This is a genomic window from Streptomyces sp. NPDC048643 (assembly GCF_040650615.1).
GTDB lineage: Bacteria > Actinomycetota > Actinomycetes > Streptomycetales > Streptomycetaceae > Streptomyces.
Window position 1 is genome coordinate 216323 of the sequence record NZ_JBEZHO010000004.1, and the last position, 22704, is coordinate 239026.

At 71.5% G+C, this 22704-nt stretch carries 18 protein-coding genes and 2 tRNA genes; 6 read left to right on the forward strand and 14 right to left on the reverse strand.

Annotation, left to right across the window (positions count from 1 at the left end; translation table 11 throughout):
- The first annotated feature begins 2 nt into the window (after window positions 1–2).
- The 3 genes from ehuA (at window position 3) to AB0C62_RS06255 (ending at window position 1994) form a co-directional block, all read left to right on the forward strand.
- Window positions 3–770: an ectoine/hydroxyectoine ABC transporter ATP-binding protein EhuA gene (ehuA, locus tag AB0C62_RS06245; RefSeq protein ID WP_362970192.1), complete on the forward strand. Its 768-nt coding sequence runs from the start codon at window positions 3–5 to the stop codon at window positions 768–770.
- Between the two features lie 253 nt (window positions 771–1023).
- Window positions 1024–1782, forward strand: coding sequence for an IclR family transcriptional regulator C-terminal domain-containing protein (locus AB0C62_RS06250; RefSeq protein ID WP_362970052.1), 759 nt, complete (start codon window positions 1024–1026; stop codon window positions 1780–1782).
- Between the two features lie 138 nt (window positions 1783–1920).
- A tRNA-Lys gene (locus tag AB0C62_RS06255) sits at window positions 1921–1994 on the forward strand.
- Window positions 1995–2043: 49 nt separating this feature from the next.
- Here AB0C62_RS06255 and AB0C62_RS06260 read toward each other — a convergent pair.
- The 8 genes from AB0C62_RS06260 to AB0C62_RS06295 form a co-directional block, all read right to left on the reverse strand.
- The gene (locus AB0C62_RS06260) at window positions 2044–3345 is read right to left on the reverse strand and encodes a M18 family aminopeptidase (RefSeq protein ID WP_362970054.1); all 1302 of its coding nucleotides are present in this window, start codon (window positions 3343–3345) and stop codon (window positions 2044–2046) included.
- A gap of 238 nt (window positions 3346–3583) precedes the next feature.
- A complete protein-coding gene (locus AB0C62_RS06265) occupies window positions 3584–4228 on the reverse strand; it encodes a response regulator transcription factor (protein ID WP_362970056.1) in 645 nt (214 codons plus the stop codon).
- Window positions 4222–5541 carry a sensor domain-containing protein gene (locus AB0C62_RS06270; protein ID WP_362970058.1) on the reverse strand — a complete coding sequence of 440 codons (1320 nt, stop codon included), beginning with the start codon at window positions 5539–5541 and terminating at the stop codon, window positions 4222–4224. The genes AB0C62_RS06265 and AB0C62_RS06270 overlap by 7 nt, the downstream gene beginning before the upstream one ends.
- A 109-nt stretch (window positions 5542–5650) precedes the next feature.
- On the reverse strand, window positions 5651–7393 hold the full coding sequence (locus tag AB0C62_RS06275; protein WP_362970060.1) for an AMP-binding protein: 1743 nt from the start codon (window positions 7391–7393) through the stop codon (window positions 5651–5653).
- A 65-nt stretch (window positions 7394–7458) separates the two neighbouring features.
- A complete protein-coding gene (locus tag AB0C62_RS06280; RefSeq protein ID WP_362970194.1) occupies window positions 7459–7926 on the reverse strand; it encodes a DUF3592 domain-containing protein in 468 nt (155 codons plus the stop codon).
- A 125-nt stretch (window positions 7927–8051) separates the two neighbouring features.
- Entirely contained in the window at window positions 8052–8687 is a 636-nt protein-coding gene (locus tag AB0C62_RS06285; protein ID WP_362970061.1) for a lytic polysaccharide monooxygenase, read from the reverse strand.
- Window positions 8688–8808: 121 nt separating this feature from the next.
- Window positions 8809–10008: an SPFH domain-containing protein gene (locus AB0C62_RS06290; protein WP_362970063.1), complete on the reverse strand. Its 1200-nt coding sequence runs from the start codon at window positions 10006–10008 to the stop codon at window positions 8809–8811.
- A gap of 105 nt (window positions 10009–10113) precedes the next feature.
- A complete protein-coding gene (locus AB0C62_RS06295) occupies window positions 10114–11496 on the reverse strand; it encodes a peptidoglycan-binding protein (protein ID WP_362970065.1) in 1383 nt (460 codons plus the stop codon).
- Window positions 11497–11681: 185 nt separating this feature from the next.
- Between AB0C62_RS06295 and AB0C62_RS06300 the strand changes: the two genes are divergently transcribed.
- From AB0C62_RS06300 to AB0C62_RS06310, 3 genes are all read left to right on the forward strand, one after another.
- Window positions 11682–11755: transfer RNA gene (locus AB0C62_RS06300), tRNA-Lys, on the forward strand.
- Window positions 11756–12193: 438 nt separating this feature from the next.
- Complete coding sequence (locus tag AB0C62_RS06305; protein WP_362970067.1) at window positions 12194–14143, forward strand: glycosyltransferase family 2 protein; 1950 nt, start codon at window positions 12194–12196, stop codon at window positions 14141–14143.
- The gene (locus AB0C62_RS06310) at window positions 14140–16077 is read left to right on the forward strand and encodes a kelch motif-containing protein (RefSeq protein WP_362970069.1); all 1938 of its coding nucleotides are present in this window, start codon (window positions 14140–14142) and stop codon (window positions 16075–16077) included. Before AB0C62_RS06305 ends, AB0C62_RS06310 begins: the two co-directional genes overlap by 4 nt.
- A gap of 74 nt (window positions 16078–16151) precedes the next feature.
- Here AB0C62_RS06310 and AB0C62_RS06315 read toward each other — a convergent pair whose 3' ends face one another.
- The 6 genes from AB0C62_RS06315 to AB0C62_RS06340 form a co-directional block, all read right to left on the reverse strand.
- On the reverse strand, window positions 16152–17168 hold the full coding sequence (locus tag AB0C62_RS06315) for a glycoside hydrolase family 6 protein (protein ID WP_362970071.1): 1017 nt from the start codon (window positions 17166–17168) through the stop codon (window positions 16152–16154).
- A 445-nt stretch (window positions 17169–17613) separates the two neighbouring features.
- Complete coding sequence (locus AB0C62_RS06320) at window positions 17614–18279, reverse strand: class F sortase (protein WP_362970073.1); 666 nt, start codon at window positions 18277–18279, stop codon at window positions 17614–17616.
- Window position 18280: 1 nt separating this feature from the next.
- On the reverse strand, window positions 18281–18832 hold the full coding sequence (locus AB0C62_RS06325) for a hypothetical protein (protein ID WP_362970075.1): 552 nt from the start codon (window positions 18830–18832) through the stop codon (window positions 18281–18283).
- Window positions 18833–18962: 130 nt separating this feature from the next.
- A complete protein-coding gene (locus tag AB0C62_RS06330; protein WP_362970077.1) occupies window positions 18963–19742 on the reverse strand; it encodes an HAD-IIA family hydrolase in 780 nt (259 codons plus the stop codon).
- A gap of 132 nt (window positions 19743–19874) precedes the next feature.
- Complete coding sequence (locus AB0C62_RS06335) at window positions 19875–21356, reverse strand: alkaline phosphatase family protein (protein ID WP_362970196.1); 1482 nt, start codon at window positions 21354–21356, stop codon at window positions 19875–19877.
- A 204-nt stretch (window positions 21357–21560) separates the two neighbouring features.
- On the reverse strand, window positions 21561–22652 hold the full coding sequence (locus AB0C62_RS06340) for a 2-aminoethylphosphonate ABC transporter substrate-binding protein (protein WP_362970079.1): 1092 nt from the start codon (window positions 22650–22652) through the stop codon (window positions 21561–21563).
- Window positions 22653–22704 lie beyond the last annotated feature (52 nt).

A 22704-nucleotide genomic window follows, 5' to 3' on the forward strand; every position in this document is an offset into this window, starting at 1 on the left:
CCCTGAAGGACCTGGCCAATCCCAAGGTGGACGGCAGCGAGCTGATCCGCTTCGACCAGGTCACCAAGCGCTTCGGGGACAACACCGTCCTCGACCACCTCGACTTCCGGGTCGACTCCGGCAAGCACGTCACGCTGATCGGCCCGTCCGGGTCCGGCAAGACGACGATCCTGCGGCTGCTGATGACGCTGACCAAGCCGGACGAGGGGACGATCACCGTCGCCGGGGACCGGCTCTTCCCCGCGGCAGAGAGGGAGGTCCGTGAGGTCCGCAAGAAGATCGGGATGGTCTTCCAGCAGTTCAACCTGTTCCCGAACATGAGCGTGCTCAGAAACGTCACCGAGGCGCCGGTGACGGTCCTCGGCATGTCCAAGGACGAGGCGGAGGTGCGGGCACGGGAACTGCTCGACCTGGTCGGCCTCGCGGACAAGTGCGACGAGCGGCCGAGTCGGCTGTCCGGTGGCCAGCAGCAGCGGGTGGCGATCGCCCGCGCGCTGGCGATGCGGCCGCAGGTGCTGCTGCTGGACGAGGTGACCTCCGCGCTCGACCCGGAGCTGGTCGCGGGCGTCCTCGATGTCCTCCGGGACATCGCCCGCACCACGGACATCACGATGCTCTGCGTGACCCACGAGATGAATTTCGCCCGGGACATCTCGGACCAGGTCCTCATGTTCGATTCCGGCCACGTCATCGAGTCCGGTCCGCCGGAGAAGATCTTCAGCGATCCGGAGCACGAGCGGACCCGGGAATTCCTCAGCGCCGTGCTGTGACGACGGGGAGTGAACCGGGGGCGGACGGCGGGCGCGGAGGGGAAGGCGCGAGGTCCGGCGTGCGGGGCATGCCCCATGGGCCGTGACCTTGACATATGCCAGGGTGGTGCGCTCCTGCTGAGCGGCATGGAGCGCACCACCAATCTCGTCAACAGGCGCTCACGGAGAGCTGCTTGACGGTTATCGTGGGGTGAGCCCAGCCGTCCGGACCGACGTCTTTTTTGAGCCGGGCCACAAAGCGCAGGGGGAAACCGTGGCGCTGAAGAACGAGCCGACCACGCCGTACCACTCGGCTCAGGACGCCCTGCGCGTCCTGGAGACGGTGGCCCGGCAGACCACCGGTGTCACCGGCGCCGAGCTCGCCCGGCAGACCGGCCTCGGCGGTGACCGGCTGACCGCGCTGGTCAGGATGCTGCGCCGGGAGGGGTACGTCGAGCAGGTCGCCGACGGGGCGTACGTGACCGGCACCTCCCTCAGCCGCCTGGGTTCCGCCGAGGGCCGCGACCAGGCCGTGCGCGAGACGCTCCAGCAGACCCTCGACCGGCTCCGGGACTCGGTCGGCGCGGCGGTCTACGTCAGCCGGTACATCGACGGCGAGGTGCACGTCACCCAGTACGCGGAGAGCCCGGCGACCCCCGCGGTCAACGAATGGGTCGACTTCCGTTCCGCCGCGCACGCCAGCGCGGTCGGCAAGAGCCTGCTGGGCCAGCTCGACCACGACGGCCGCCGTGACCACCTCGCCCGGCACAGGATGGCCCGCCTCACCTCGCGGACCATCACCAGCGAGCGGCTGCTGCTGTCCCGCTTGGACTCCCAGCCGGCCACCATGCCGGTGCTCGACCTCCAGGAGTACGCGATCGGCACGGTCTGCGCGGCCGTCCCGATCACCGCGGGCTCCTCCGTCGGCTGCCTCGCCCTCTCCCTCCCGGTCGAGCACGCCCACCGGCTGCGCCGCGCCGCGGAGACACTGAACCGCGGCGCGGCCCCCGTCCTGCTCTCCCTCTCGATCTAGGGACCGACCCGCACGGCGTCCCCGGGACCCGGCACCCACCGGTGTCCCCGGGGTGTCGCGCGGGTGGTCGGAAGCACCCCCGAGGACCAGGTAGTATTTCTTTTGTCGCCGCCCGCGGAAGCGGGAGGCGAGAGTCATGCGCCGCTAGCTCAGTTGGTTAGAGCAGCTGACTCTTAATCAGCGGGTCCGGGGTTCGAGTCCCTGGCGGCGCACCTTGGTGAAGGCCCCCCACGCGCGTGGGGGGCCTTCACGCGTGTCGGCCTACTGTGACGTGACGAACTCCGTCAGCACCCGCGCCAGCAGCCCGGGGTCCCGTGCTCCGCACAGCTCACGCGCCGAGTGCATCGACAGTCCGGCCACCCCCACGTCGACCGTCGCCACGCCGAGCCGGGCCGCGGTGATCGGGCCGATCGAGGTGCCGCAGGGCATCGCGTTGTGCGAGACGAACGGCTGCCAGGACACCCCGGCCCGCTCGCACGCCCCGGCGAAGGCGGCGAAACCCGCGCCGTCGGTGGCGTACCGCTGGTTGGCGTTGACCTTGATGACCGGGCCGCCGTTGGGCAGCGGGTGGTGGCCCGGGTCGTGCCGCTCGGCGTAGTTGGGGTGGACGGCGTGGGACATGTCGGAGGAGACGCACAGGGCGCCGGCGAGAGCCCGGTCGAAGTCCTCCGCACCCCCGCCGCGAGCGGTCACCGACCGGCCGAGCACCCGTTCCAGGAGGGGGCCCTGGGCGCCGGACTCGGAGCCGCTGCCCACCTCCTCGTGGTCGAAGGCGGCGAGCACCGGGATGCGCGCGGGCGGCCGGGCCGCGCCGGCCGCGGCCACCAGGGCCGCGACGCCCGCGTGCACCGAGATCTGGTTGTCCAGGCGGGACGCGACGACGAACTCCTCGTCCGCGCCCAGGTACCCGGGCGGCTGGACGTCGTGGAGCATCAGGTCCCAGCCGAGGATCTCGGAGACGTCCGCGCCGGCCGCCTCCGCGACCCGGCCGAGCAGCGCGCCGGGCCGCGGGTCGCCCAGTCCCCACAGCGGGGCCATGTGGCGCTGCCGGTCCAGGGCGAGCCCCTCGTTGACGGTCCGGTCCAGATGGATGGCGAGCTGGGGCACCCGCAGCAGCGGCTCGTCGACGCAGACCAGCCGGCTCGAACCGTCACGCAGGGCCAGCCGCCCCGAGACGCCCAGGTCACGGTCGAGCCAGGTGTTGAGCGGCACACCGCCGTAGACCTCCACGGCGATCTGCCGCCAGCCCGCCGAACCGGTGTCCGGGGTGGGCTTGACCCGCAGGTTCGGGGAGTCGGTGTGGGCGCCGACGATCCGGAAGGGCGTGTGGGCGGGGGCGCCCGGCGGCACGTACCAGGCGAGCAGCGCTCCCGCACGGACGACGTACCGGCCGCCCTCGGCTCCGGCCGTCCAGTCGTCCCGCTCCCGCAGCTCCGCGAAGCCCGCCTTCTCCAGGCGCTGCGCCGCGCTCGCCACTACGTGGTACGGCGAGGGGCTGGCCCTGACGAAGGCGAGCAGGTCGTCGGTGTGGCCGCGGTCGAGCGTGTCATGCGTGGGGGACATGAGTGCCTTTCGGGTGCTGTCGAGGGTGGGTGGGGCACCGCCGGACCGTCGGGCCGGGTGCACGGTCCGGCCCCCAGGGGGTGTCTCTCCGATCCGTTCGAAGGCCCACCTGGGCTCGGGCGTCGGGCACGCGGGCCCGCCGGCTCACGTGTCCCGGTATCCTCCCCGCGCGGACCGGCCGGGACTCCTCACCGCGGCACCCTTCACGGCACTCCGGAAAGACCCCGTGGCGCCCCAACTACCCCCGCAGATAGGCGAGTACGGCGAGGACGCGGCGGTGTGTCCCCTCGGCCGGCGGCAGGTCCAGCTTTCCCAGGATGTTGCCGATGTGCTTGCCGACGGCGGCCTCGGTGACGACCAGTTCCCGGGCGATGGCGCCGTTGGAGCGGCCTTCGGCGACCAGGGCGAGGACCTCACGCTCGCGCGGTGTCAGCGTCGCCAGCGGATCGCGCCGGCGGCGCAGCAACTGCCGTACGACCTCGGGGTCCACGACGGTCCCGCCGGCCGCGACCCGCTCGACCGCCTCCGCGAACTGCTCGACCTGCCCGACCCGGTCCTTGAGGAGGTAGCCGACGCCGGTTCCGTCACCGGTGTCGAGGAGGTCGGCCGCGTAGGCGCGCTGGACGTACTGGCTGAGCACCAGCACCGGGAGACGCGGGTCGGCGGCGCGCAGCGCGAGGGCCGCGCGCAGGCCCTCGTCCTGGAAGCCGGGCGGCATACGGACATCGGTGACGACGAGGTCGGGCGTGTACGCGGACACGGCGTCCCGCAGCGCCTCCGCGTCGCCCACGGCCGCGACCACCTCGTGCCCGAAGCGGTTCAGCAGCCCCACCAGGCCCTCCCGCAACAGCACGCCGTCCTCGGCGAGTACGACTCTCAGCACGGGATCTCCATACGCAGCACGGTGGGACCGCCCGGTGGGCTGTCGACGGCCAGTGTTCCATCGAGGACGGCGAGGCGGTCGGCGAGACCGGTGAGGCCGGAACCGGCACGACCGGCGGATCCTCCGGTCCCAACGGTCCCGCCCATCCCGACGATCCCTCCGGCCGCGCCCCCGGACGGCACGGCTCCGCCGCGGCCGTCGTCCCGCACCTCGATCCACAGCCGCCGTCCGTGCCGGTCCCCCGACGCGCAGCCGGCGCTGATCCACGCCCGTCCGGCGCCGCTGTGCCGGGCCACGTTCGCGAGCGCCTCGCGGACGGCGAAGTACGCGGCGGACTCGACGGCTTCGGTGAACCGGGGCAGCTCGACGTCGACGTCCACCGGGACGGCCGAGCGGTCGGCGGCGTCGGTGATCGCGTCCCCGAGGCCGTAGTCGGCGAGTACCTGGGGGTGGATGCCGTGGATCAACTCCCTCAGTTCACCCAGGGCTTCGTCGGCCTCCCGGTGCGCTTCCGCGAGGCGGTCGGCCAGTTCGGGCGGGGCGTCGAGGCGGGCGAGCCCGAGACGCATGCTCAGGGCGACCAGCCGCTGTTGGGCTCCGTCGTGCAGGTCCCGTTCGATGCGCCGCCGTTCCGCCTCGAAGGCGGCCACCAGCCGGGCCCGGGACTCCGTCACCTCGGCGAGCCGCGTCTCCGTCTCGCGCGGCGCGAGGAGCACCCGGGCGAGGGCGGCGCGGGCCCGGCCGTAGAGGGCGAGCGGCCACAACAGGGCGAAGAGCAGCAGGAGTCCGCCCGCGGCGATCACGGACGCCTGCGCGTAGCCGTCGACGAGCCAGAGCTTGGCGACGCGGGTCTCGTCGCCGGCGAGGGCGAGCCCGGCGGGGGCGGCGAGCAGGGCGCCGGGGAGACCGAACACCACGGCCAGGACCAGCAGGTCCAGCGGCCACAGCACGAAGGCGAGCAGCACCGTGTACGCCAGTTCGCGCCAGGTCGCCTGCTCGGTGAAGCGGAGTCTGGCCCAGGGTCCGAGTCCCGGCTCGGCCGGGGTGCGGTGCGGGTCGACCGGCGGGTGGCCGCGCTCGTCACCCGGGCCGGGGTCCCGCACGGCGGGCCGGTCGAGTCGGCCCACCCGCCACCGTTCGAGGACGCCGACGGGTATGCCGGACAGCGCGAGCAGCCCGAGCAGGGGCAGCCCGACCAGGACGGGGGTCAGCGCCGCGCCCAGGGTGCCGAGGGTCAGCAGTCCCGCCGACAGCGGTGCGCCGACCAGCACGCCGCCGACGAGATATCCCGTGTACGCCACCGGTCGGATCATGGCGAACACCGTAGGCGGGCCCGGTGACCGCGCACCAACCGGCCCGCGGGTGCGCACGGCGTGGACCGTGCCCCACCCTCCGGCGCCCCGCCGCCCGGAACCCGCCCGCCTAGCCCTGCGGGGTCCGGCCCGTGGGCGACTCCGCCGGCGCGTGGGACGGTCGGGCGAGGAGATCCTCCCGGCCGTGGGCCCGGTACTGGGCGTCGAGGCCGTCGGTGTCGGCGGCCGTCAGGGGCCGGTACGCCCGCTCACCCGGGGGCCGCCACCACACGGGGTCGGGGCAGCGGAAGCCCTCGCGTCGCAGGCAAACCCGGTGGATCTTGTTGGTGGCGGTGACGGGCATGCGCTCCACGATCCGCAGGAAGCGGGGCGCCATCTTGGTGCCCAGGTCGGGCTGGGCGTCCAGGAACGCCGCGAAGTCCAGGGGGTCGAAGGAGGCCCCGTCCTTCAGGGCGAGCGTCGCCATGACCTGGTCGCCCGCCACCGGATCCGGCACGGCGTACACCGCGACGGCGGCGGCGTCCCCGTACCGGGCAAGGATGTTCTCGATCATCGCGGCGGCGAGGTTCTCGCTGTCGACGCGGAGCCGGTCGTCGGTGCGTCCGGCGAAGTAGAGGTAGCCGTCCTTGTCCCGGTAGAAGAGGTCGCCGGTCCAGTACCAGTTCCGTTCCGCGGCGGGGGCGTCCGGTCGAGGATCCGTGCCCCGGCGCCGGGCCGCGTCCGCGGCGGGGTTGCGCCAGTACCCCTCGAAGGGGCTGGCGCCCCGGTTCACCAACTCCCCTATCGACTCGTCCCCGTTGAGCAGCCGCCCGTCGGGGGTGAAGACGGCCGGCGGGCAGCTGCGGCCGGTCCGGGGGTCGATCACCGCGAGGTCGTCTCCGGGGGCCGCCCGCCCGATGGCCCCGGCGGGGGTGCCGGACGTGCGCTGGATGGCGGCGCCGCCCTCCGAGGATCCGTACCCCTCCACCAGTCGCGCGCCGAAGCGTTTCTCGAAGGCCGCCGCGTCGACCGCGCCGGCCTCGGTGCCGAATCCCCTGCGCAGCGGGTTGTCCCGGTCGTCGGGGCGGGCTGGTGTGGCCAGCAGGTACTGCACCGCGCGGCCCACATAGGTGAAGTAGGTGGCGCCGCAGGCGCGGACGTCGGGGAGGAACCCGGACGCCGAGAAGCGGCGCCGCAGCGCGACGCGCGCGCCGGCCGCGAGCGCGGGCGCCCAGTCGGCGATCACCGCGTTGCCGTGGAACATCGGCATGCAGATGTAGTGGGTGTCGTCCGGGCGCACCCCGAAGTGGCCGGCGAGCGAGAGTCCGGCGGCCGCGATCCTGCCCTGGGTGCAGATCGCGGCCTTGGGAGCGCCGGTCGAGCCGGAGGTGAAGAGGAGCAGGAACCGGCTGTCGGGCCGCGCGGCGGTCGGGTCGGGCTTCGCTCCCTCGTACGGTGCGAGGAGTTCGCCGTAGGCGTCCGTGTCGGTCACCAGGACCTGTACGCCGGGGAGTTCGAGGCCGTCCAGGAGCGGCAGGTGGGCCCGCTCGGTGATCAGGACGCGGCATTCGGTGTGCAGGATGTCGCGGGCGAGTTCGGCCCCGCGCCGGGTCGGGTTGATCCCGGCGACGGTGGCTCCGGCGAGGGCGGCCGCGCCGAGCCACAGCGGGTACTCGGGGGTGTTGTCGAGCAGCACCCCGAGGTGTGGTTCGGCGCCGGGCGGCAGCAGTTCGCCGAGCAGCGCGGCGCGTTGGGCCGCGCCCGCCGCCATCCGGTGGTGGCTGACGGTCCGGCCCTCGAACCACAGCCCCAGCCGGTGGTCGCCCCATCGCTGCGCCACGAGTTCCCCGACGGTACGCCTGCTGGACCCCATGGGCGCGTACGGTAATTGACGGCCCGTCAGATGTGGAGGGGTGTGCGTCCGTCACCCGTGAGGTCCTAGATGCCGCCGAAGAAGGAGTCCCCCGCGAAGGCCTCGTGGTAGGTGACCATGAAGCCGACACAGAAGGCGACGATCACACCGCAGAACGCCAGCATGACGAACGTGCCCGCCGCCGCCTTCACCGGGCTCGGCGCGTGGGCCGTGGCCTTCTCGGGGTGCGCGGTGGTGTAGTGCACGGTGACGATGTCGCCCTCGACGACGGTCGGGCGGCCGTTCTCCTCGTCGAAGCGGACGGCGCGGCCGTCGCGCGTCGTGAACTCGTAGACGTGGTGCCGGGTCGTGGTGACCGAGGAGTCGCCACTGCCTCCGCTGGTCGTGGTGTAGAAGCGCAGACAGCGCGCCTCGGCGGTGAGCCCGCTGTTCCACGCGCTGCGCAGTTCCAGCGAGCGGCGGACCACCTTGACCGCCATGAGCAGCGCCACGGCGATGATCAGCACGGGCACTGCGTAGAAGAACACACTCATCATGGACCCCCCGGTCGGTCGGACACCGCTTTCCCCGCACGCCGTCCTGGTCGGAACGGCGTGCGGGGAACATACCCGCGCCGGTGGTGCCCGCGCCTCAAGAGAGGCTCAGAACCGTGCCGGCCTCAGAACGTGACGTCCGCGCAGGAGTAGAACGCGTTCGTCGTGTCCGCGACCGTCCACACCCCGAGGATGATGTGGTGTCCGCTCTTGCCGCTCGGCAGGGTGCCGGTGTGCGAGAGCGTGGACGGGGGGCGCTGTCCGTTGTAGGGGACCGTCAGGAACGGGGTGGTCTCCAGGTCCGCGCGGGTCAGCGCGTGGTTCTGGTTCCAGCCGGTCTTGGTGATGAAGTACTTGAAGTCGGTCGTCGCGTGCATGGCGGTGAACTGCCAGCGGAAGCTGTAGCTCTGCCCCGCGCTGACCTTGGTCGTCGGCCAGGCCGTACCCGAGGGGGTCTTGGGCTGGTCGAGCTGGCTGAAGTTGGTGTGGCCCGCGGAGCAGATCTGCCCGTCGGCCGGACCCGCCGCCGGGAAGCCCTTGAGACCCTCGGCGCTCTGCGGTTCCCACTGGATGTCACCGCAGTTGGCGACGCTGCCGCCGCTGGCACACATCTTCTGCCGGCTGAGGGGCTGGTCGGTGTAGCCGTGGGCGCTCGCCCCGCCGCTGGAGAGCACGAACGTGCCCGCCGTGGCGAGGCCGAGAGCCGCCGCGTACATCTTCGTCTTGCCGCTGGTGAGGGACTTGTTCGTCCGTTTGCGCATGCTGCCGCTCCTGGAGGACGTGGGGGAGGTTCTCGTGAGCTGTGCGCGCGGTACTCAGGTCTAGACCAAGTCCCAGATTATTGCGGGTAGTTGAACATGTCCATACCAATCGCGGACCCGCCTACGACGACACCTCTCCGCGTCCCGTGCAGAACGCCACCGTGAGGTCCTTCACCAGCGCCTTGCGCTCGTAGTCGTCGAGTTCGACCAGTCCCCGCACGGTCAGCCGGGTCACGGTGTCCTCCACCGAGTCGACGACAGAGCCGAGCACACTGTCACGGTGCTGCGCGTCCAGGGCCGCGATCCGGCGCCGCTGCATCACGGCCGCGATCTCGGGCGCGTACTCGATCCGCGTCGGCTGGGCGGAGAAGACCTCCAGGCCGACCGGGGCGGTGTCCGCGGCCACCATCCGGGTCAGCGCCTCGCCGACCGCGTCCGTGTTGCGCAGGGTCAGGTCCTTGACCACCGCGGGGGGCAGTTCGGCCGGCTGCTGCGAGAGGACCCGCGACAGTGCCGCCTCCACGCACTCGCGCAGATACATCTGGTGGTCGTCGACCCCGAGGGTGGCCCGCGCGGTGTCCTTGACGCGCCAGACGACGAGCACGACCACCCGCAGCGCGACGCCGTTCGCGTCCACCACGGACATCGGTTCGCTGCGCCAGTGCCGCAGCCGGACGTCGACCCGGCGGCGCAGCACCAGCGGGTTGACCCACATCAGCCCGGTACGCCGGACGGTGCCGCGGTAGCGCCCGAAGAGGCCGAGCACCCAGGCCCGTCCGGTCCGGCCGCGGGCGAGACCGCCGAAGCCGAACAGACCGAGGGTGCCGGCCCCCACGTACGCCGCCCACTGCGCGGGGCCGAACCCGGCGCCCGCGGCCTGGGGCAGGTGCAGGGCGTCGAGGAGGGCGGGCGGCAGGACGCCGGCCCACCACGAGGTGACGGCGCAGCCGGCCACACCGCAGGTCCCGGCGAGCACGCCCGCCAGTCCCGGGAGCACGCGGGCGGGCCGCTCGACGAGGTCGGGGTCGGTCTCCGGGACCGGGCGGGGCGGCCGGCCGACGGCGGGCCGCCTGATCCTCGGCTGTTCGCCGGTGCCGCGCCGCCGGCCCACGACGGCGGGCGCGAGCGGCACCGACACCGGGTCGGGGTCGTCGCGGAAGAGCAGGTGGACGGGGATCTCGGTGGTCACCTCGTTCTGGATGAGCCGGACGGCCCGCGCACCGCCGCCGCCCTCGGCGGGGCCCTCGGGCCGGGACTCGGGTGAGGGCGGCCCCTCGGGCTCGGGGGTGTGTTCCGGGGTGTGTGACGTCGTCGTAGTCATAGCTGCCTCCATGCCTCCGCGCCTGGAAGTGTGTTCACGAACCGTGGGCGAGCCCGGCCGGTTCGGCGGGGGATCCGGCCGGTTCGGATCCGGGGTCCGGCGGGCTCAGGAGAAGAGCCGCCGCCAGGTCTCCGGCCCGGGGTAGCCGTCCGCCGCGCCGCCGCGCCAGCCCTGGGCCCGCTGGAACGCCTCGACGTTGCGCCGGTCCGCCTCGCCCCAGCGGGACCCGGGGCCGGTCGTGTAGTGCGTGCCGAACCCCTTCTTGACGAGCTGCTTCCCGAGCTGGGTGACGTACGCGTTGTTCGCGCCGGGCCGGAACATCGCGCGTCCGGGGTAGCCGGGCACGGGGTGCGAGGTGCCCGTGCCCGGGGCCCCGGGGCTTCCGGCGACGGCCGGGATGTCCTTGCCCTTCTTGCCGGTCAGGTAGGCCCAGGTGGTCGGTCCGGGCCGGCCGTCCGCGTCCGCGCCGGTCCAGCCCTGCGCCTTCTGGAACGCCTGGGTCGCCCGCTGGTCGGCGCTCGTCCAGCGCGGTCCGGGACCCGTGGTGTAGAAGCGTGCGCCGCCCCGCTCGACCAGGAGCTTGCCGAGCTGGGTGACGTAGGCGTTGTTCGCGCCGGTCCCGAAGTACGCGGCTCCCGGGAAACGGGTCGCCGTCCCCGGGGTGGCCGGCACCGTCGGCGTGGACGGCTCCGCACCGCCCGCGCCCTCCGCCAGCCCCTTGGAGCGGTAGGGCACGTAGTGGTCCGAGTTCGACCAGTACGCGTACGGGGTGGACTGCTTCCTGGCGTGCGGCGGGGTCTGCTCGTAGGCGACGTAGTAGGTGTGGGTGTAGTCGGTCCAGCCGCCGAAGATGACGACGTGCGAGCCCTTCTCCGGGTTGTCCGGGTTGTGGAAGAGCAGCATGTCCCCGGGCTGCAGCTGGTCGCGGGTGATCCGCACCCCGAAGCTGTCGAGGCTGCCCGTCCACTCGTTGCCCGGGAGCCCCCAGGCCATCGAGACGAACCCGGAGCAGTCCTGCCGGTAGCCGTCCTTCCAGTACGCGCTCATGCTGTACGGCACGTCCGCGTCGATCCAGGTCTTGGCGCGGTTGATGATCTCGGCCCGCGTGGTGGTGGGCGCCTTGGCAGCCTGGCCGGGCTTCGCCGCTGCCGCCGGACTGCCCGCGGGTCCGTGCAGCGGCGCCTTGCTGCCTTGCGGCGTGTCGGGCTCGTCACCTGCGGGAACGCCCGGCAGGGCGGGTCCGTGCGCGGCGGCGACCGCCGGCACCGCCTGCCCGGCCGCGAGGACGGCGCCCGCCGTGGCGGCCAGCGCGAGAGCCATCGGGGTCCGCCCGGCCCGGGCGAGGCCGCGTACGTGGGAGAGGGTCGCCGGGTGGCCCCAGGGGCCCGCCGCCCGGGACCCTGGGGGCAGGACGCGCCGCCAGTGAACGCATCCGGGGCAGTCGCAGTCGCTCGCGGGATCGAGTTCCTCGAATACCGGAGTCTCCATGCGATGCCCCTCACACTCCAGATGGAAATGTTCGCATTTCTGCACAATCGTCAGTTTCTCAACTGTCGTCCGGTGTCGCATGTTGACGGTCCGAATGATGTACGGGACCCCTCCCACCTGCTGCGGAGCACACCCCTGCGGTCCGGAGCACCCCCGCGGGTCGGATAGAGTTTTCGCGTCAGCAGGCGCCGCTAGCTCAGTTGGTTAGAGCAGCTGACTCTTAATCAGCGGGTCCGGGGTTCGAGTCCCTGGCGGCGCACCGACCGAAGAGCCCCCTCGTGGTGACGAGGGGGCTCTTCGTCATGCCCCGGGAGCCCCTCACGGACGCCCCCATGTGCCCCTTCTTCGCACACGCGTCCCAATTAGCGCGTATGACCGGTTAACACCGCGTTTCGCATCTTGCGATCATGAAGGGAGACGTAGAACCCTGGGCCCGCAAGAGGCTGTCGATTTATGGCAGTTGAGAGAAGTGGGGGGCTTGGCCGGTTGCGGCATGGGGGGTTGGGGGCCCCGTTCATGGCCGGACGCCGAGGGGGGCGTCGTGCAACCGGATAGCCGGGGTTCCACGTCCATACGCTGTGGACGACGCGTTGGCCCCGGTCTGCCAGTGACACGTCCGCGAGGGTCGAGGGGGACCCCGGCGGACGAAGAGAACCGACGAACACGCGCCAGACGGCGCGTGTTGGGGGGATGACTCATGACGTCGACGCCGACGGGTGCCCGAAAGGATTTCGACCCGTCCGAGACGACCCAGCTGCGCATGCCGGCACACCGCACCGGCAGCATCCGCAGGATCAAGAGCACGCTGCCGAGATACGACTACGAGCACTACAGCCGGCTCGCCGGCCCGCTCACCCAGCCCGACCCGGACAAGCCGTACACGGTGCAGTACCGCTCCCTGCTCTCGCAGGAACCGCACCGCCTCAGGGCCGCGCTCATGCTGGGGGCCGCGCCGCTGCTGTCGCTGGTGCTGCTCGGCTGGCTGCTCCAGCCCGAGCACTGGACCGAACGCGACTATCCCGCCTACGACTTCCTGCCGGTCCTCGACATCGTGATGCTGGTCTCGATCGGTCTGATCGAGTTCTTCCGCTGCATGAACGTGCTGTCGAACGCGCACGCCACCCTGGTCGCCCGCGACCCGGTCCCGGTGGTGCCCGAGACCGGCACCAGAGTCGCCTTCCTCACCTCGTTCGTGCCGGGCAAGGAGCCGCTCGCCATGGTGACGGCGACCCTGGAGGCCGCCGTCAGGCTGCGCCACCGGGGCCTTCTGCACATCTGGCTCCTCGACGAGGGCGACGACCCGGAGGTGAAGGAGGTCTGCGCGCGCCTGGGCGTGCACCACTTCTCCCGCAAGGGCGTGGAGAAGTGGAACCAGCCCAAGGGCGCGCACCGTGCGAAGACCAAGCACGGCAACTACAACGCCTGGCTGGAGGCGCACGGCGACGCGTACGACTACTTCGCCTCGGTCGACACCGACCACGTTCCGCTGCCCAACTACCTGGAGCGGATGCTCGGTTTCTTCCGCGACCCGAACGTCGGCTTCGTCATCGGCCCCCAGGTGTACGGCAATTACGACAACCCCATCACCAAGGCCGCCGAGTCCCAGCAGTTCCTCTTCCACGCCCTCATCCAGCGGGCCGGCAACTTCTACGGCTCCCCGATGTTCGTCGGCACTTCCAACGCCGTCCGCATCAGGGCGCTGAAGCAGATCGGCGGTCTCTACGACTCGATCACCGAGGACATGGCGACCGGGTTCGAGATGCACCGCGCCAAGAACCCGGCGACGGGCCGGAGGTGGAAGTCCGTCTACACACCGGACGTGCTCGCCGTCGGTGAGGGCCCCGGCGCCTGGACGGACTTCTTCACCCAGCAGCTGCGCTGGTCGCGGGGCACCTACGAGACGATCCTCAAGCAGTACTGGAAGGGCTTCGCCACGATGCCTCCGGGCAAGCTCTTCAACTACACGATGATGATCATCTTCTACCCGATGTCGGCGCTCAACTGGATCCTCGCGGCGCTGAGTTGTGCCCTGTTCCTCGGGCTCGGCGCCTCGGGCGTGAACATCGACCCGACGGTCTGGCTGATGCTGTACGGCAACGCCTCGGCACTCCAGATCGGCCTGTACATCTGGAACCGCCGTCACAACGTCTCGCCGCACGAGCCGGAGGGCTCCGGCGGTGTCGCGGGCATGGTGATGTCGGCGCTGTCCGCGCCGATCTACGCACGGTCGCTGATGGACACCGTGCTGCGCCGCAAGAGCTCGTTCGTGGTGACACCCAAGGGCGACTCGGCCAGTCCCGACACGCTGTTCGGGACCTTCCGGATCCATCTGTTCTTCATCCTGGTCTTCGCCGGCTCGATCACCGCCGGCTTCGTCTTCGGCCACTCCCACCCGGCGATGATCACCTGGGGCGCCTTCGCCCTGCTGATCACCGCGTCGCCGATCCTCGCCTGGCGCTGGAGCCTGCGGCAGGAGCGGCGCAGGTCGCCGGCGGTGCCCGAGAACGTGGCCGTTCCGCAGCAGCCCCCGGCCCCGCAGCAGGAGCAGCACGCCCCGCACGCGCCGCAGCACAAGCCCCGGTGGGCCGCGGCGGGCGGGGGCGGCGACCAGACCGTGCAGATCGCCCTTGGGGGACGTAAGAAATGAATGACGGTGCCCGTCGCCGCCGTGCCCGCCGCCTCGGGATAACCGGGGTGGTGGTGCTCGCGCTGGCCGGGATGAACGGGCCGTGGCTGTACCGCTTCGGGACGGACAAGTACCACCAGTACACGATCAACAAGCCGGAGTACAAAGCCGACAACGGCCACTGGGACATCATCGACTTCCCGAAGCGCTACCGGCTCAACACGATCCACGCGGCCCTGCTGCACACGGGCAAGATCCTGCTGATCGCCGGCTCCGGGAACAACCAGCAGAACTTCGACGCGAAGAAGTTCGACACGCGGATCTGGGACCCGGTCAAGGGCACGATCAAGAAGATCCCGACCCCCGCCGACCTCTTCTGCACGGGGCACACCCAGCTCGCCAACGGCAATCTGCTGATCGCGGGCGGCACCAAGCGCTACGAGACGCTGAAGGGCGACGTCACCAAGGCGGGCGGTCTGATGGTCGTCCACAACGAGAACCCGGACAGGCCGATCACGCTGCCGGCGGGCAGCGCCTTCACGGGCAAGGAGAACGGCAGGACGTTCGTCTCCAAGGACCCGGTGCTCGTCCCCCGCGCCAAGAAGGTCTTCGACAGGAAGACCGGCGCGTTCCTGCGCAACGACCCGGGGCTCGGCCGCATCTACGTCGAGGCGCAAAGAAGCGGCCGGAAGTACGAGACCGGCACCCAGGACAACTACCGGATCCGGGGACTGAGCGGTTCCGACGCCCGCAACACGTACGGGATCGCCCAGAAACTCGCCCTGGACAAGAAGGACTTCCAGGGCATCCGGGACGCCTACGAGTTCGATCCGGTCGCCGAGCGGTACATCAAGGTCGACCCGATGAACGAGGCACGCTGGTACCCGACGCTGACCACCCTCGGCGACGGCAAGGTCCTCAGCCTGTCCGGCCTGGACGAGATCGGGCAGCTCGTCCCCGGCAAGAACGAGGTCTTCGACCCGAAGACCAGGAAGTGGACCTACACCAAGGGCATCCGGCAGTTCCCGACCTATCCGGCGATCTCCCTGATGCAGAACGGCAAGCTCTTCTACTCGGGCTCGAACGCCGGCTACGGCCCCGACGACGTGGGCCGCGACCCCGGTGTGTGGGACCTGGCGAGCAACACGTTCACCAAGCTCGGGGGCCTGAGCGACCCGAACATGATGGAGACGTCCGGCACCGTGCTGCTGCCGCCCGCGCAGGACGAGAAGTACCTGGTGATCGGGGGCGGCGGGGTCGGCGAGTCCAAGCTCTCCAGCAGGAAGACCCGACTGATCGACCTCAAGGACCCGCACCCGGCCTTCGTGGACGGGCCCGAGCTGGAGAAGGGCACCCGCTATCCGCAGTCCTCGATCCTGCCCGACGACACCGTCCTGGTGTCCGGCGGCTCCGAGGACTACCGGGGGCGCGGCGACTCCGACATCCTGCAGGCGCGGATCTACGACCCGAAGGCCGACAGCTTCGACCGGGTCGCCGATCCGCTGGTGGGCCGGAACTACCACTCGGGCTCGATCCTGCTGCCCGACGGCCGCGTGATGTTCTTCGGTTCCAACTCGCTCTACGCGGACAAGGCCAACACCAAGCCGGCCACGTTCGAGCAGCGCATCGAGATCTACACGCCGCCGTACCTGTACCGGGACTCGCGCCCCTCGCTGTCCGGGGGGCCGAGGACGATCGCCCGGGGCGCGTCGGCGACGTTCACCTCGGCGCACGCCTCCTCCATCAGGACGGCACGGCTGATCCGGCCGAGCGCGTCCACCCATGTCACCGACGTCGACCAGCGGTCCATCGCGCTGGACTTCACGAGGACGGGGACGGGGATCTCGGTGACCGTGCCGAAGAGCCGGAACCTCGTGGAGGCCGGCTGGTACATGCTGTTCGTGACGGACGACCAGGGCACCCCCAGCAAGGCCCAGTGGGTCAAGGTGCCCTGACCACGCGGCGGTTGCACGAGAGGGCGCCCTCCGCTCGCGGCGGAGGGCGCCCTCTCGTGTGCGGGCCGGTGCGGCTACTCGGACGCCTTCGCGAGCTTGAGGGCGTAGTCGGCCCACCACTCGCCGGCCTTGGGACCGCCCTTGCAGGTGCCGTCCGACTCACCGGGACGCTTGATCCACAGGTAGGCGTCGACGAGCGGGTCCGCGGTCTTCGTCGTCGGGTTCTCGCCGAGCGCGCGGCCCGGCGGGTTGCACCAGTTCTCGTCGGGCTTGCCGCGCGTGTAGGGGCCGTTGCCGTTGCGGCTGGTGTCGATGACGAAGTGCTTGTTCCCCACCTTCGCCGCGAGCCGCTTGCCGTAGGCGACCGAGTCGTCGGTCGAGTAGAAGTTGGAGACGTTGACCGAGAAGCCGTCGGCGCGGTCGACTCCGGCGGCGCGCAGCGGCTCGAAGATCTGGTCGGGGTGGCCCCAGCCGGCGTTGCCCGCGTCGAGGTACACCTTGGTGTTCTTCAGGGACGCGAGCTGCGTGACGGCGCCCTTGAGCAGGTCGTAGCGCTCCTCCCGGAACTCCTCGGGGGTGCACTGGTTGACGAGGTGCAGGATGGCGTCCGGCTCCAGGATCACCGTGGCGGGGCGGTCCCCGATGCCCCGGGCCACGCCGTCGATCCAGGTCCGGTAGGCGTTGCCGTCGGCGGCGCCTCCCTGCGAGAACTGGCCGCAGTCGCGGTGCGGGATGTTGTAGAGGACGAGGATCGCGGCCCGGTCGGCCTTCTCCGCGGCCTCGGTGAAACCGCGGGCCTCCTGCTCCGGGTTCTCCGGTCCGATCCATTCGCCGGTCGGCTGTCCCGCTATCTTGCGGATCTGCTCGGCGTCGTCGTCGCGGCCCGCCTTGTCGTAGGCGGCGACCTGTTCGGCCGCGTTCCCGTCCGGGTTCACCCAGAACGGGTCCGCGTTCTTCGGCTGTTGTGTGACCGGCGCCCCGGATTGCTCGCCCTTCCCGCCGCCGCCCCCGGAGGAGCACCCCGCGAGCAGCAGTGCCGCCCCCAGCACCGCCATGGACGCCCGTGCCCCGGCACCCGTTTTGCCGTACATCCGACTCCCCCTTGGGTGCACCGTCCTAAGGGTCAATCGTGACATACCCACCGTCGGCCCCGCGGGGTCTCCGGTCCTTGTCCGGGAGCTGTTACAGCCCCGACACGACGAGGGACGGCCGCGGGCCTCGGGGCGTCACCGAGCCGCAGGTCAGGCCGAGTTGGCGCCGACACCCTCTAGGCCGTGTCGCCCGTTCCCTCTAAGGTGGCCCCAAACGGCCCCAGCCCCCGGCCGGTTGTCCCGCCCCTCCGCCGTGTCCGGCGGACGGGGACCCAGACCTCCCGCGTCGGCGCCGGGTTACTCCCGCAATCCGTGCGCGCGCGGTCGAGGACCAGCCCGGTCGGCGGCTTCTCGGGGGGAGCAGGTCGTCGACCGGGCTGCGGCGACGGTCCCGGTCACCGGCCGGTGGATGCCGACCGTCGCGCAGGCGGTCCCGGCGTCCGGTTCACACACCGCGCCCGGTGAGGTACGCCGAGACGACCACGTTCGCCGTGTAGTTCCCGGTCGTCCTGTCGAAGGTCCCGCCGCAGGTGACCAGCCGCAGCTCGGCACGCCCCGACCGCCGTGCCCCGTAGGCCTGCCGGGCGTCGAAGTGGTCGCGCGGGAGCACCTGGACGTCGTCCACGGTGAACTCGGCGACCGTCCCGTCGTCGCGGACCACCCGGACGGTGTCGCCGGGCTTCACGGAGCTGAGTCTGTAGAAGACCGCGGGCCGGGTGTCGGTGTCGACGTGCCCGACCATCAGCGCGGTGCCGACGGCGCCCGGCTCCACGCCGGCCGCGTACCAGGCGACGACGCCGGGCTGGTCGTACGGGGGCGGGTCGATGGCGCCCGCGCGGTCGAGTCCGCGGGCCACGACAGGGGCCTGCACGCCCATCGCGGGGATGTCGACGCGCTGCGGGCGGGCGTTGCCGAGGGGCTTGAGCGCGTGCGGCAGCCGGACCTCGGGCGGCCGTCCGACGGCGGCGACGTCCCCGGTCGTCGGCGCCGATGTCCCCAGCCGGATGTCCGTCACTCTGCTCCCCCACAGCCACAGGCCGAGCAGCAGCACCAGCCAGGCGATCCCGGTGAGCAGCCGGCCGGCGCCGGAGGAGCGGTCACGTTCGGCCATGTCAGTCGCGGCCGTCCTGGCCCCGGCGTGCGCTGCGGATCGCGACGGCGACCGCGGCGACGCCCGCGAGGACCAGGCCGGTCACGGCCTGCTTGGTTCCGGGGCCGGCCTCCCGGGCGTCCACCGAGCCGAAGTGGGCGGTGGCGCCGCCGCCCGCGTGCACGGGTGCGACGGGCGAGGCGGGCGCGGTCACGGCGGGCGAGGCGGCCGGGTCGGCGACGGTGACCGTGCCTCTGACCCGGTCGGTGTGTCCGTCGCAGTCGATCTCGACGGGGTAGCTGCCGGGGTGCAGGGAGGTGCGGACGCGGGTCTCGCCGACCAGCCCGCCGCCGCCGGGCCCGGTCAGCCGCGCGTCCGAGACGAACGCGTCCGACACCGCGGTGCCGGTCCGGCCGGCGCAGCCCATCGCCCGCAGCCGGACGTCGCTGCCGAAGGCGGGGCCCGCGGGCGTCACGGAGACACCGGCCGGTCCCGCGTCGGCCGCGTGGGCGACGGGGGTGAACGCGGCCGCGACCACCGCACCGGCACAGAGAGTGAGTCGCACTGAGCGCATCGTGAAACCTCCAGACATCTGGAGAGTCCCCCGCGCGGCGGTGGCCCGCATCTTCAGCGGGCCACCGTTGCTCCGAACGGGTCGGTCCGGCGCGTTTCGGGTTTCGGGTCCGCCGCTGACGCCGGGCCGGTCAGACGCGCTCGACGAGGTCGGCGATCGAGTCGACGACCATCGACGGACGGTACGGGTACTGCTCGATCTCCTCGGGCGTGGTCAGCCCGGTCAGCACGAGGAAGGTCTGCATCCCCGCCTCCAGCCCGGCCAGCACGTCGGTGTCCATGCGGTCGCCGATCATCGCGCTGGTCTCGGAGTGGGCACCGATGGCGTTCAGGCCGGTCCGCATCATCAGCGGGTTCGGCTTGCCGGCGAAGTAGGGCTGCTTGCCGGTGGCCTTGGTGATGAGGGCGGCGACGGCGCCGGTGGCGGGCAGCGGACCCTCGGTGGAGGGGCCGGTCTCGTCCGGGTTGGTGGCGATGAACCGGGCGCCGCCCTTGATCAGCCGGACCGCCTTGGTCATGGCCTCGAAGGAGTAGGTGCGCGTCTCGCCGAGGACGACGTAGTCCGGCTCGTGGTCGGTGAGGACGTACCCGATGTCGTGCAGCGCGGTGGTCAGGCCGGCCTCGCCGATGACGTAGGCGGTGCCGCCGGGCCGCTGGTCGTCGAGGAACTTGGCGGTGGCGAGGGCGGAGGTCCAGATGTTCTCGACCGGCACGTCCAGGCCCATGCGCCGCAGCCTCGCGTGCAGGTCACGGGCGGTGTAGATGGAGTTGTTCGTCAGGACCAGGAAGGGCTTGCCGGACTCCCGCAGCTTCTTGACGAAGGAGTCGGCGCCGGGGATCGGCACGCCCTCGTGGATGAGGACACCGTCCATGTCGGTGAGCCACGACTCGATGGGCTTGCGCTCTGACATGTGCTGGGTCTCCTGCCGTCCTGTGGCGTACGTACGCACTCGATCCGGGGGCGCCGGAACGACGCTGTGCCGACGCCCCCAGAGTAGTCAGGACGGCGTGATCCCGGCCCGGCCGGGATCACGCCGGGCTGATCAGGCGGTCCTGAGCGAGACGCCGTCGATCACCCAGTACCAGTTGTTCCCGCCGGTGTAGCGGAACCGGACCCGGGCGGTCCTCGCTCCGGCCGGGACCTGGAGGGTCAGCTTCTCCACGCGGGAGGACGTGTCGGCGGTGTACGTCTTCACGCTGACCGGCGCGGCACCGTCGTAGGAGACGAGGACCTCGCCCTTCTGCGGGGACTCGTGCCGGTAGTAGGTGGTGTACGTGAGGGTGGCGGCCGCGCCTCCGGTGACCGGGTACGCCGGGCTGACGAGGGTGGAGTCGAAGGTGCCCGAGAAGGTCCTGTCCTGCCACTCGTCGCCGTCGGCGACCGCGAACACGTCGCGGGCGCGGACGTTGCTCTCGCGGTTCTGGTCGGCCTGCGCCTTGGTCCAGAACTCGTCCGTGGTGAAGGACCAGCCGCGCCACTCGGTGACACCGCCGGTGCCCATCGCGGAGTTGTCGACGGACCAGCCGCTCGGCGGGGTGTGGGTGAAGCCGATCACCGTCGCGCCGATGCCGGTCTCGTCGACGCGGGTGGCGAGCTGCGGGCGCAGCGCGTCGAAGTCGTCCGGGGCGGGCTGCTGCACGGGCCGTCCGTCGAGGCCCCAGGCGGGGTCGATGGCGACGCCGAGGTGGGCGAGCGCGGAGGCGGCGATGTCCGGCATCTTGACGTCGTGGCGCACCGAACCGGCGGCCAGGGTCGGGCCGGTCGCGATCATGAAGGTCTGCCGCTCGGGCCCGCTGGATCCGCCGTGGCCGCCCGCGTCGGTGTGCCCGTGGTCGGCGGTGACCATGATCAGCCAGTCCTCGGAGGCGTACGTGGTCCGGGCCCTGACCGCGGCGACCAGTTGCCCGAGCTGGGTGTCGACGCCGTGGATGGCGTCCAGGTACTGCTGGCTCGCGGCGCCGTAGCTGTGGCCCGCGTGGTCGACGTTGTCGAGCTGGACGAACACCGCGTCGGGGTTGGCGTCACGCAGTTGGGCGACGGCGCGCGAGGTGGTGCCGGTGTCGTACTCGGCGCTCGGGGTGGAGACCCGGGTGTCCACCTTGGAGGAGAAGACGGTGTCCGTCAGCGGCGCCCAGGAGGAGACGGCGTACGTGGACAGGGACGGCTTGGCGGTCTCGATGCGAGTGAGGAAGTCCGGGTACTGGGCGAACTTCTGGCCGGTGAAGTTGTTGTCCTTGACGTTGTGCTTGTCGGGCCAGACGCCGGTGATGAGGGTGGACCAGCCGGGGCCGGAGAGGGTCGGCGCGAACGGGTTGGCGTAGATGCTGCTGGGCGCGGTGAGGCCCGCGGCCATCAGGGCGTCGAGGTTCGGGGCGTCGGCGTCCTTGATCCGGTTCAGGAGAGTGCCGTCGAGACCGACGACGAGGACCTTGGGGGTCTTGGCGGCGGCGCGGGCGACGGATGCGAGCGGGCCGGCGGCGAGGGCGAGACCGGCCGCGGAGGCGAGCAGGGAGCGACGGGACATGCGTGACGACACGTGATCCTCCGGGAGGGGGACGAGGGTGTGGAGCACGGATGGAGCGGCGAGGGGTGGTGCGTGCCGGGCACGGCGACGCCCCGGCGGTCCAGGGGCGTCGCATGTCGGGCGGGAGGGGCGACCAACGGCTGCTCGGCAGAGGCCGGTTCAGGTACCGCTGGTTCAGGTACGGCTGTTTCAGCTGCCGGTGGTTCAGCTGCCGGTGGCGGACTTCCAGTCCTCGACGTACGCGGTGAGGTTCTTGTCGATGTCCGCCCAGTCGGGCTCGAAGACCTCGACGCCGTCCATGAGCTTGGTCAGCGCGATGGCGTTGGCGTCGGTGGCCTTGACGTCGGAGCGCGCGGAGAAGCCGCCGCCGATCTCACTGACCTGCTGCTGGGCCTTGGCGGACAGCATGAAGTCGAGGAGCTTCCTGCCGTTCGCGGAGTGCGGGGCCTTGGTGACGAGCCCGGCGGCGTACGGGAGCGCGAAGGTGGTGGGCTTGCCGACGGCGTCGGTGGCCTTGTCGGTGGCCTGCGGGAACCAGATCCCGAGGTTCGGCATGTTCTTGGACTGCGCGTAGTTCATCTGGACGTCGCCGTTGGCGGCCAGCAGTTCGCCCTTGTCGACCTTGGGGGCGAGCTTGCCGGTGGAGGCGGACGGGCCGACGTTGTTGGACTGGAGCTTCTTCAGGTAGGCGAGCGCCGCGTCCTTCCCGCCGAAGTCGTGGATCGCCTTGATCAGCACGGCGGTTCCGTCGCCGGCGACACCGGGGGTGGAGTACTGGAGCTTGTTCTTGTAGGTGCCGCCGAGCAGTTCGTCCCACGTGGTGGGCGCCTGCTTCAGCTCCTTCTTGTTGTAGACGAAGCCGAAGTAGTTGTTGACGACGGAGGTCCAGGTGGCGTCGGCGGCCTTGTCGGCGCCGTCGACCTGGTCGGAGCCCTTCGGCGCGTACTTCTGGAGCAGGCCCTTGCCGTCGGCCTGCTGGATGAACGGCGGGAGGGTGACGAGGACGTCGGCCTGCGGGTTGGTCTTCTCGCGGACGGCCCGCTGGACCATCTCGCCCGAACCCCCCTCGACGTACTTGACCTTGATGCCGGTCTGCTTCTCGAAGTCCTTGAAGACCTGGTCGTACCAGCCGTCGCCGTTCTCGCCCTTGAGGCCGTCCGCGCTGTACACGGTGACGACCTTGGCGTCGGCGGCGGCCGAGTCGCCGCCGCACGCGGTGAGGGAGCAGGCGAGGACGAGGCTGCCGGTCACGGCGGCGATCGGGGCGAGGCGGAGCGAGCGGGCGTTTCTGGGCATGGCGAGATGAACTCCTTGCGTGGATGGGGCTTTTGAGGGTGTCCGACGGTGG

Excerpts from the sequence above, each read along its gene's own strand:
- AB0C62_RS06260 (WP_362970054.1), bottom strand. The coding sequence starts at position 3,345 with ATGTCCCCCACGCATGACACGCTCGACCGCGGCCACACCGACGACCTG.
- AB0C62_RS06270 (WP_362970058.1), bottom strand. The coding sequence starts at position 5,541 with ATGATCCGACCGGTGGCGTACACGGGATATCTCGTCGGCGGCGTGCTG.
- AB0C62_RS06275 (WP_362970060.1), bottom strand. The coding sequence starts at position 7,393 with ATGGGGTCCAGCAGGCGTACCGTCGGGGAACTCGTGGCGCAGCGATGG.
- AB0C62_RS06280 (WP_362970194.1), bottom strand. The coding sequence starts at position 7,926 with ATGAGTGTGTTCTTCTACGCAGTGCCCGTGCTGATCATCGCCGTGGCG.
- AB0C62_RS06285 (WP_362970061.1), bottom strand. The coding sequence starts at position 8,687 with ATGCGCAAACGGACGAACAAGTCCCTCACCAGCGGCAAGACGAAGATG.
- AB0C62_RS06290 (WP_362970063.1), bottom strand. The coding sequence starts at position 10,008 with ATGACTACGACGACGTCACACACCCCGGAACACACCCCCGAGCCCGAG.
- AB0C62_RS06295 (WP_362970065.1), bottom strand. The coding sequence starts at position 11,496 with ATGGAGACTCCGGTATTCGAGGAACTCGATCCCGCGAGCGACTGCGAC.
- AB0C62_RS06305 (WP_362970067.1), top strand. The coding sequence starts at position 12,194 with ATGACGTCGACGCCGACGGGTGCCCGAAAGGATTTCGACCCGTCCGAG.
- AB0C62_RS06310 (WP_362970069.1), top strand. The coding sequence starts at position 14,140 with ATGAATGACGGTGCCCGTCGCCGCCGTGCCCGCCGCCTCGGGATAACC.
- AB0C62_RS06315 (WP_362970071.1), bottom strand. The coding sequence starts at position 17,168 with ATGTACGGCAAAACGGGTGCCGGGGCACGGGCGTCCATGGCGGTGCTG.
- AB0C62_RS06320 (WP_362970073.1), bottom strand. The coding sequence starts at position 18,279 with ATGGCCGAACGTGACCGCTCCTCCGGCGCCGGCCGGCTGCTCACCGGG.
- AB0C62_RS06325 (WP_362970075.1), bottom strand. The coding sequence starts at position 18,832 with ATGCGCTCAGTGCGACTCACTCTCTGTGCCGGTGCGGTGGTCGCGGCC.
- AB0C62_RS06330 (WP_362970077.1), bottom strand. The coding sequence starts at position 19,742 with ATGTCAGAGCGCAAGCCCATCGAGTCGTGGCTCACCGACATGGACGGT.
- AB0C62_RS06335 (WP_362970196.1), bottom strand. The coding sequence starts at position 21,356 with ATGTCCCGTCGCTCCCTGCTCGCCTCCGCGGCCGGTCTCGCCCTCGCC.
- AB0C62_RS06340 (WP_362970079.1), bottom strand. The coding sequence starts at position 22,652 with ATGCCCAGAAACGCCCGCTCGCTCCGCCTCGCCCCGATCGCCGCCGTG.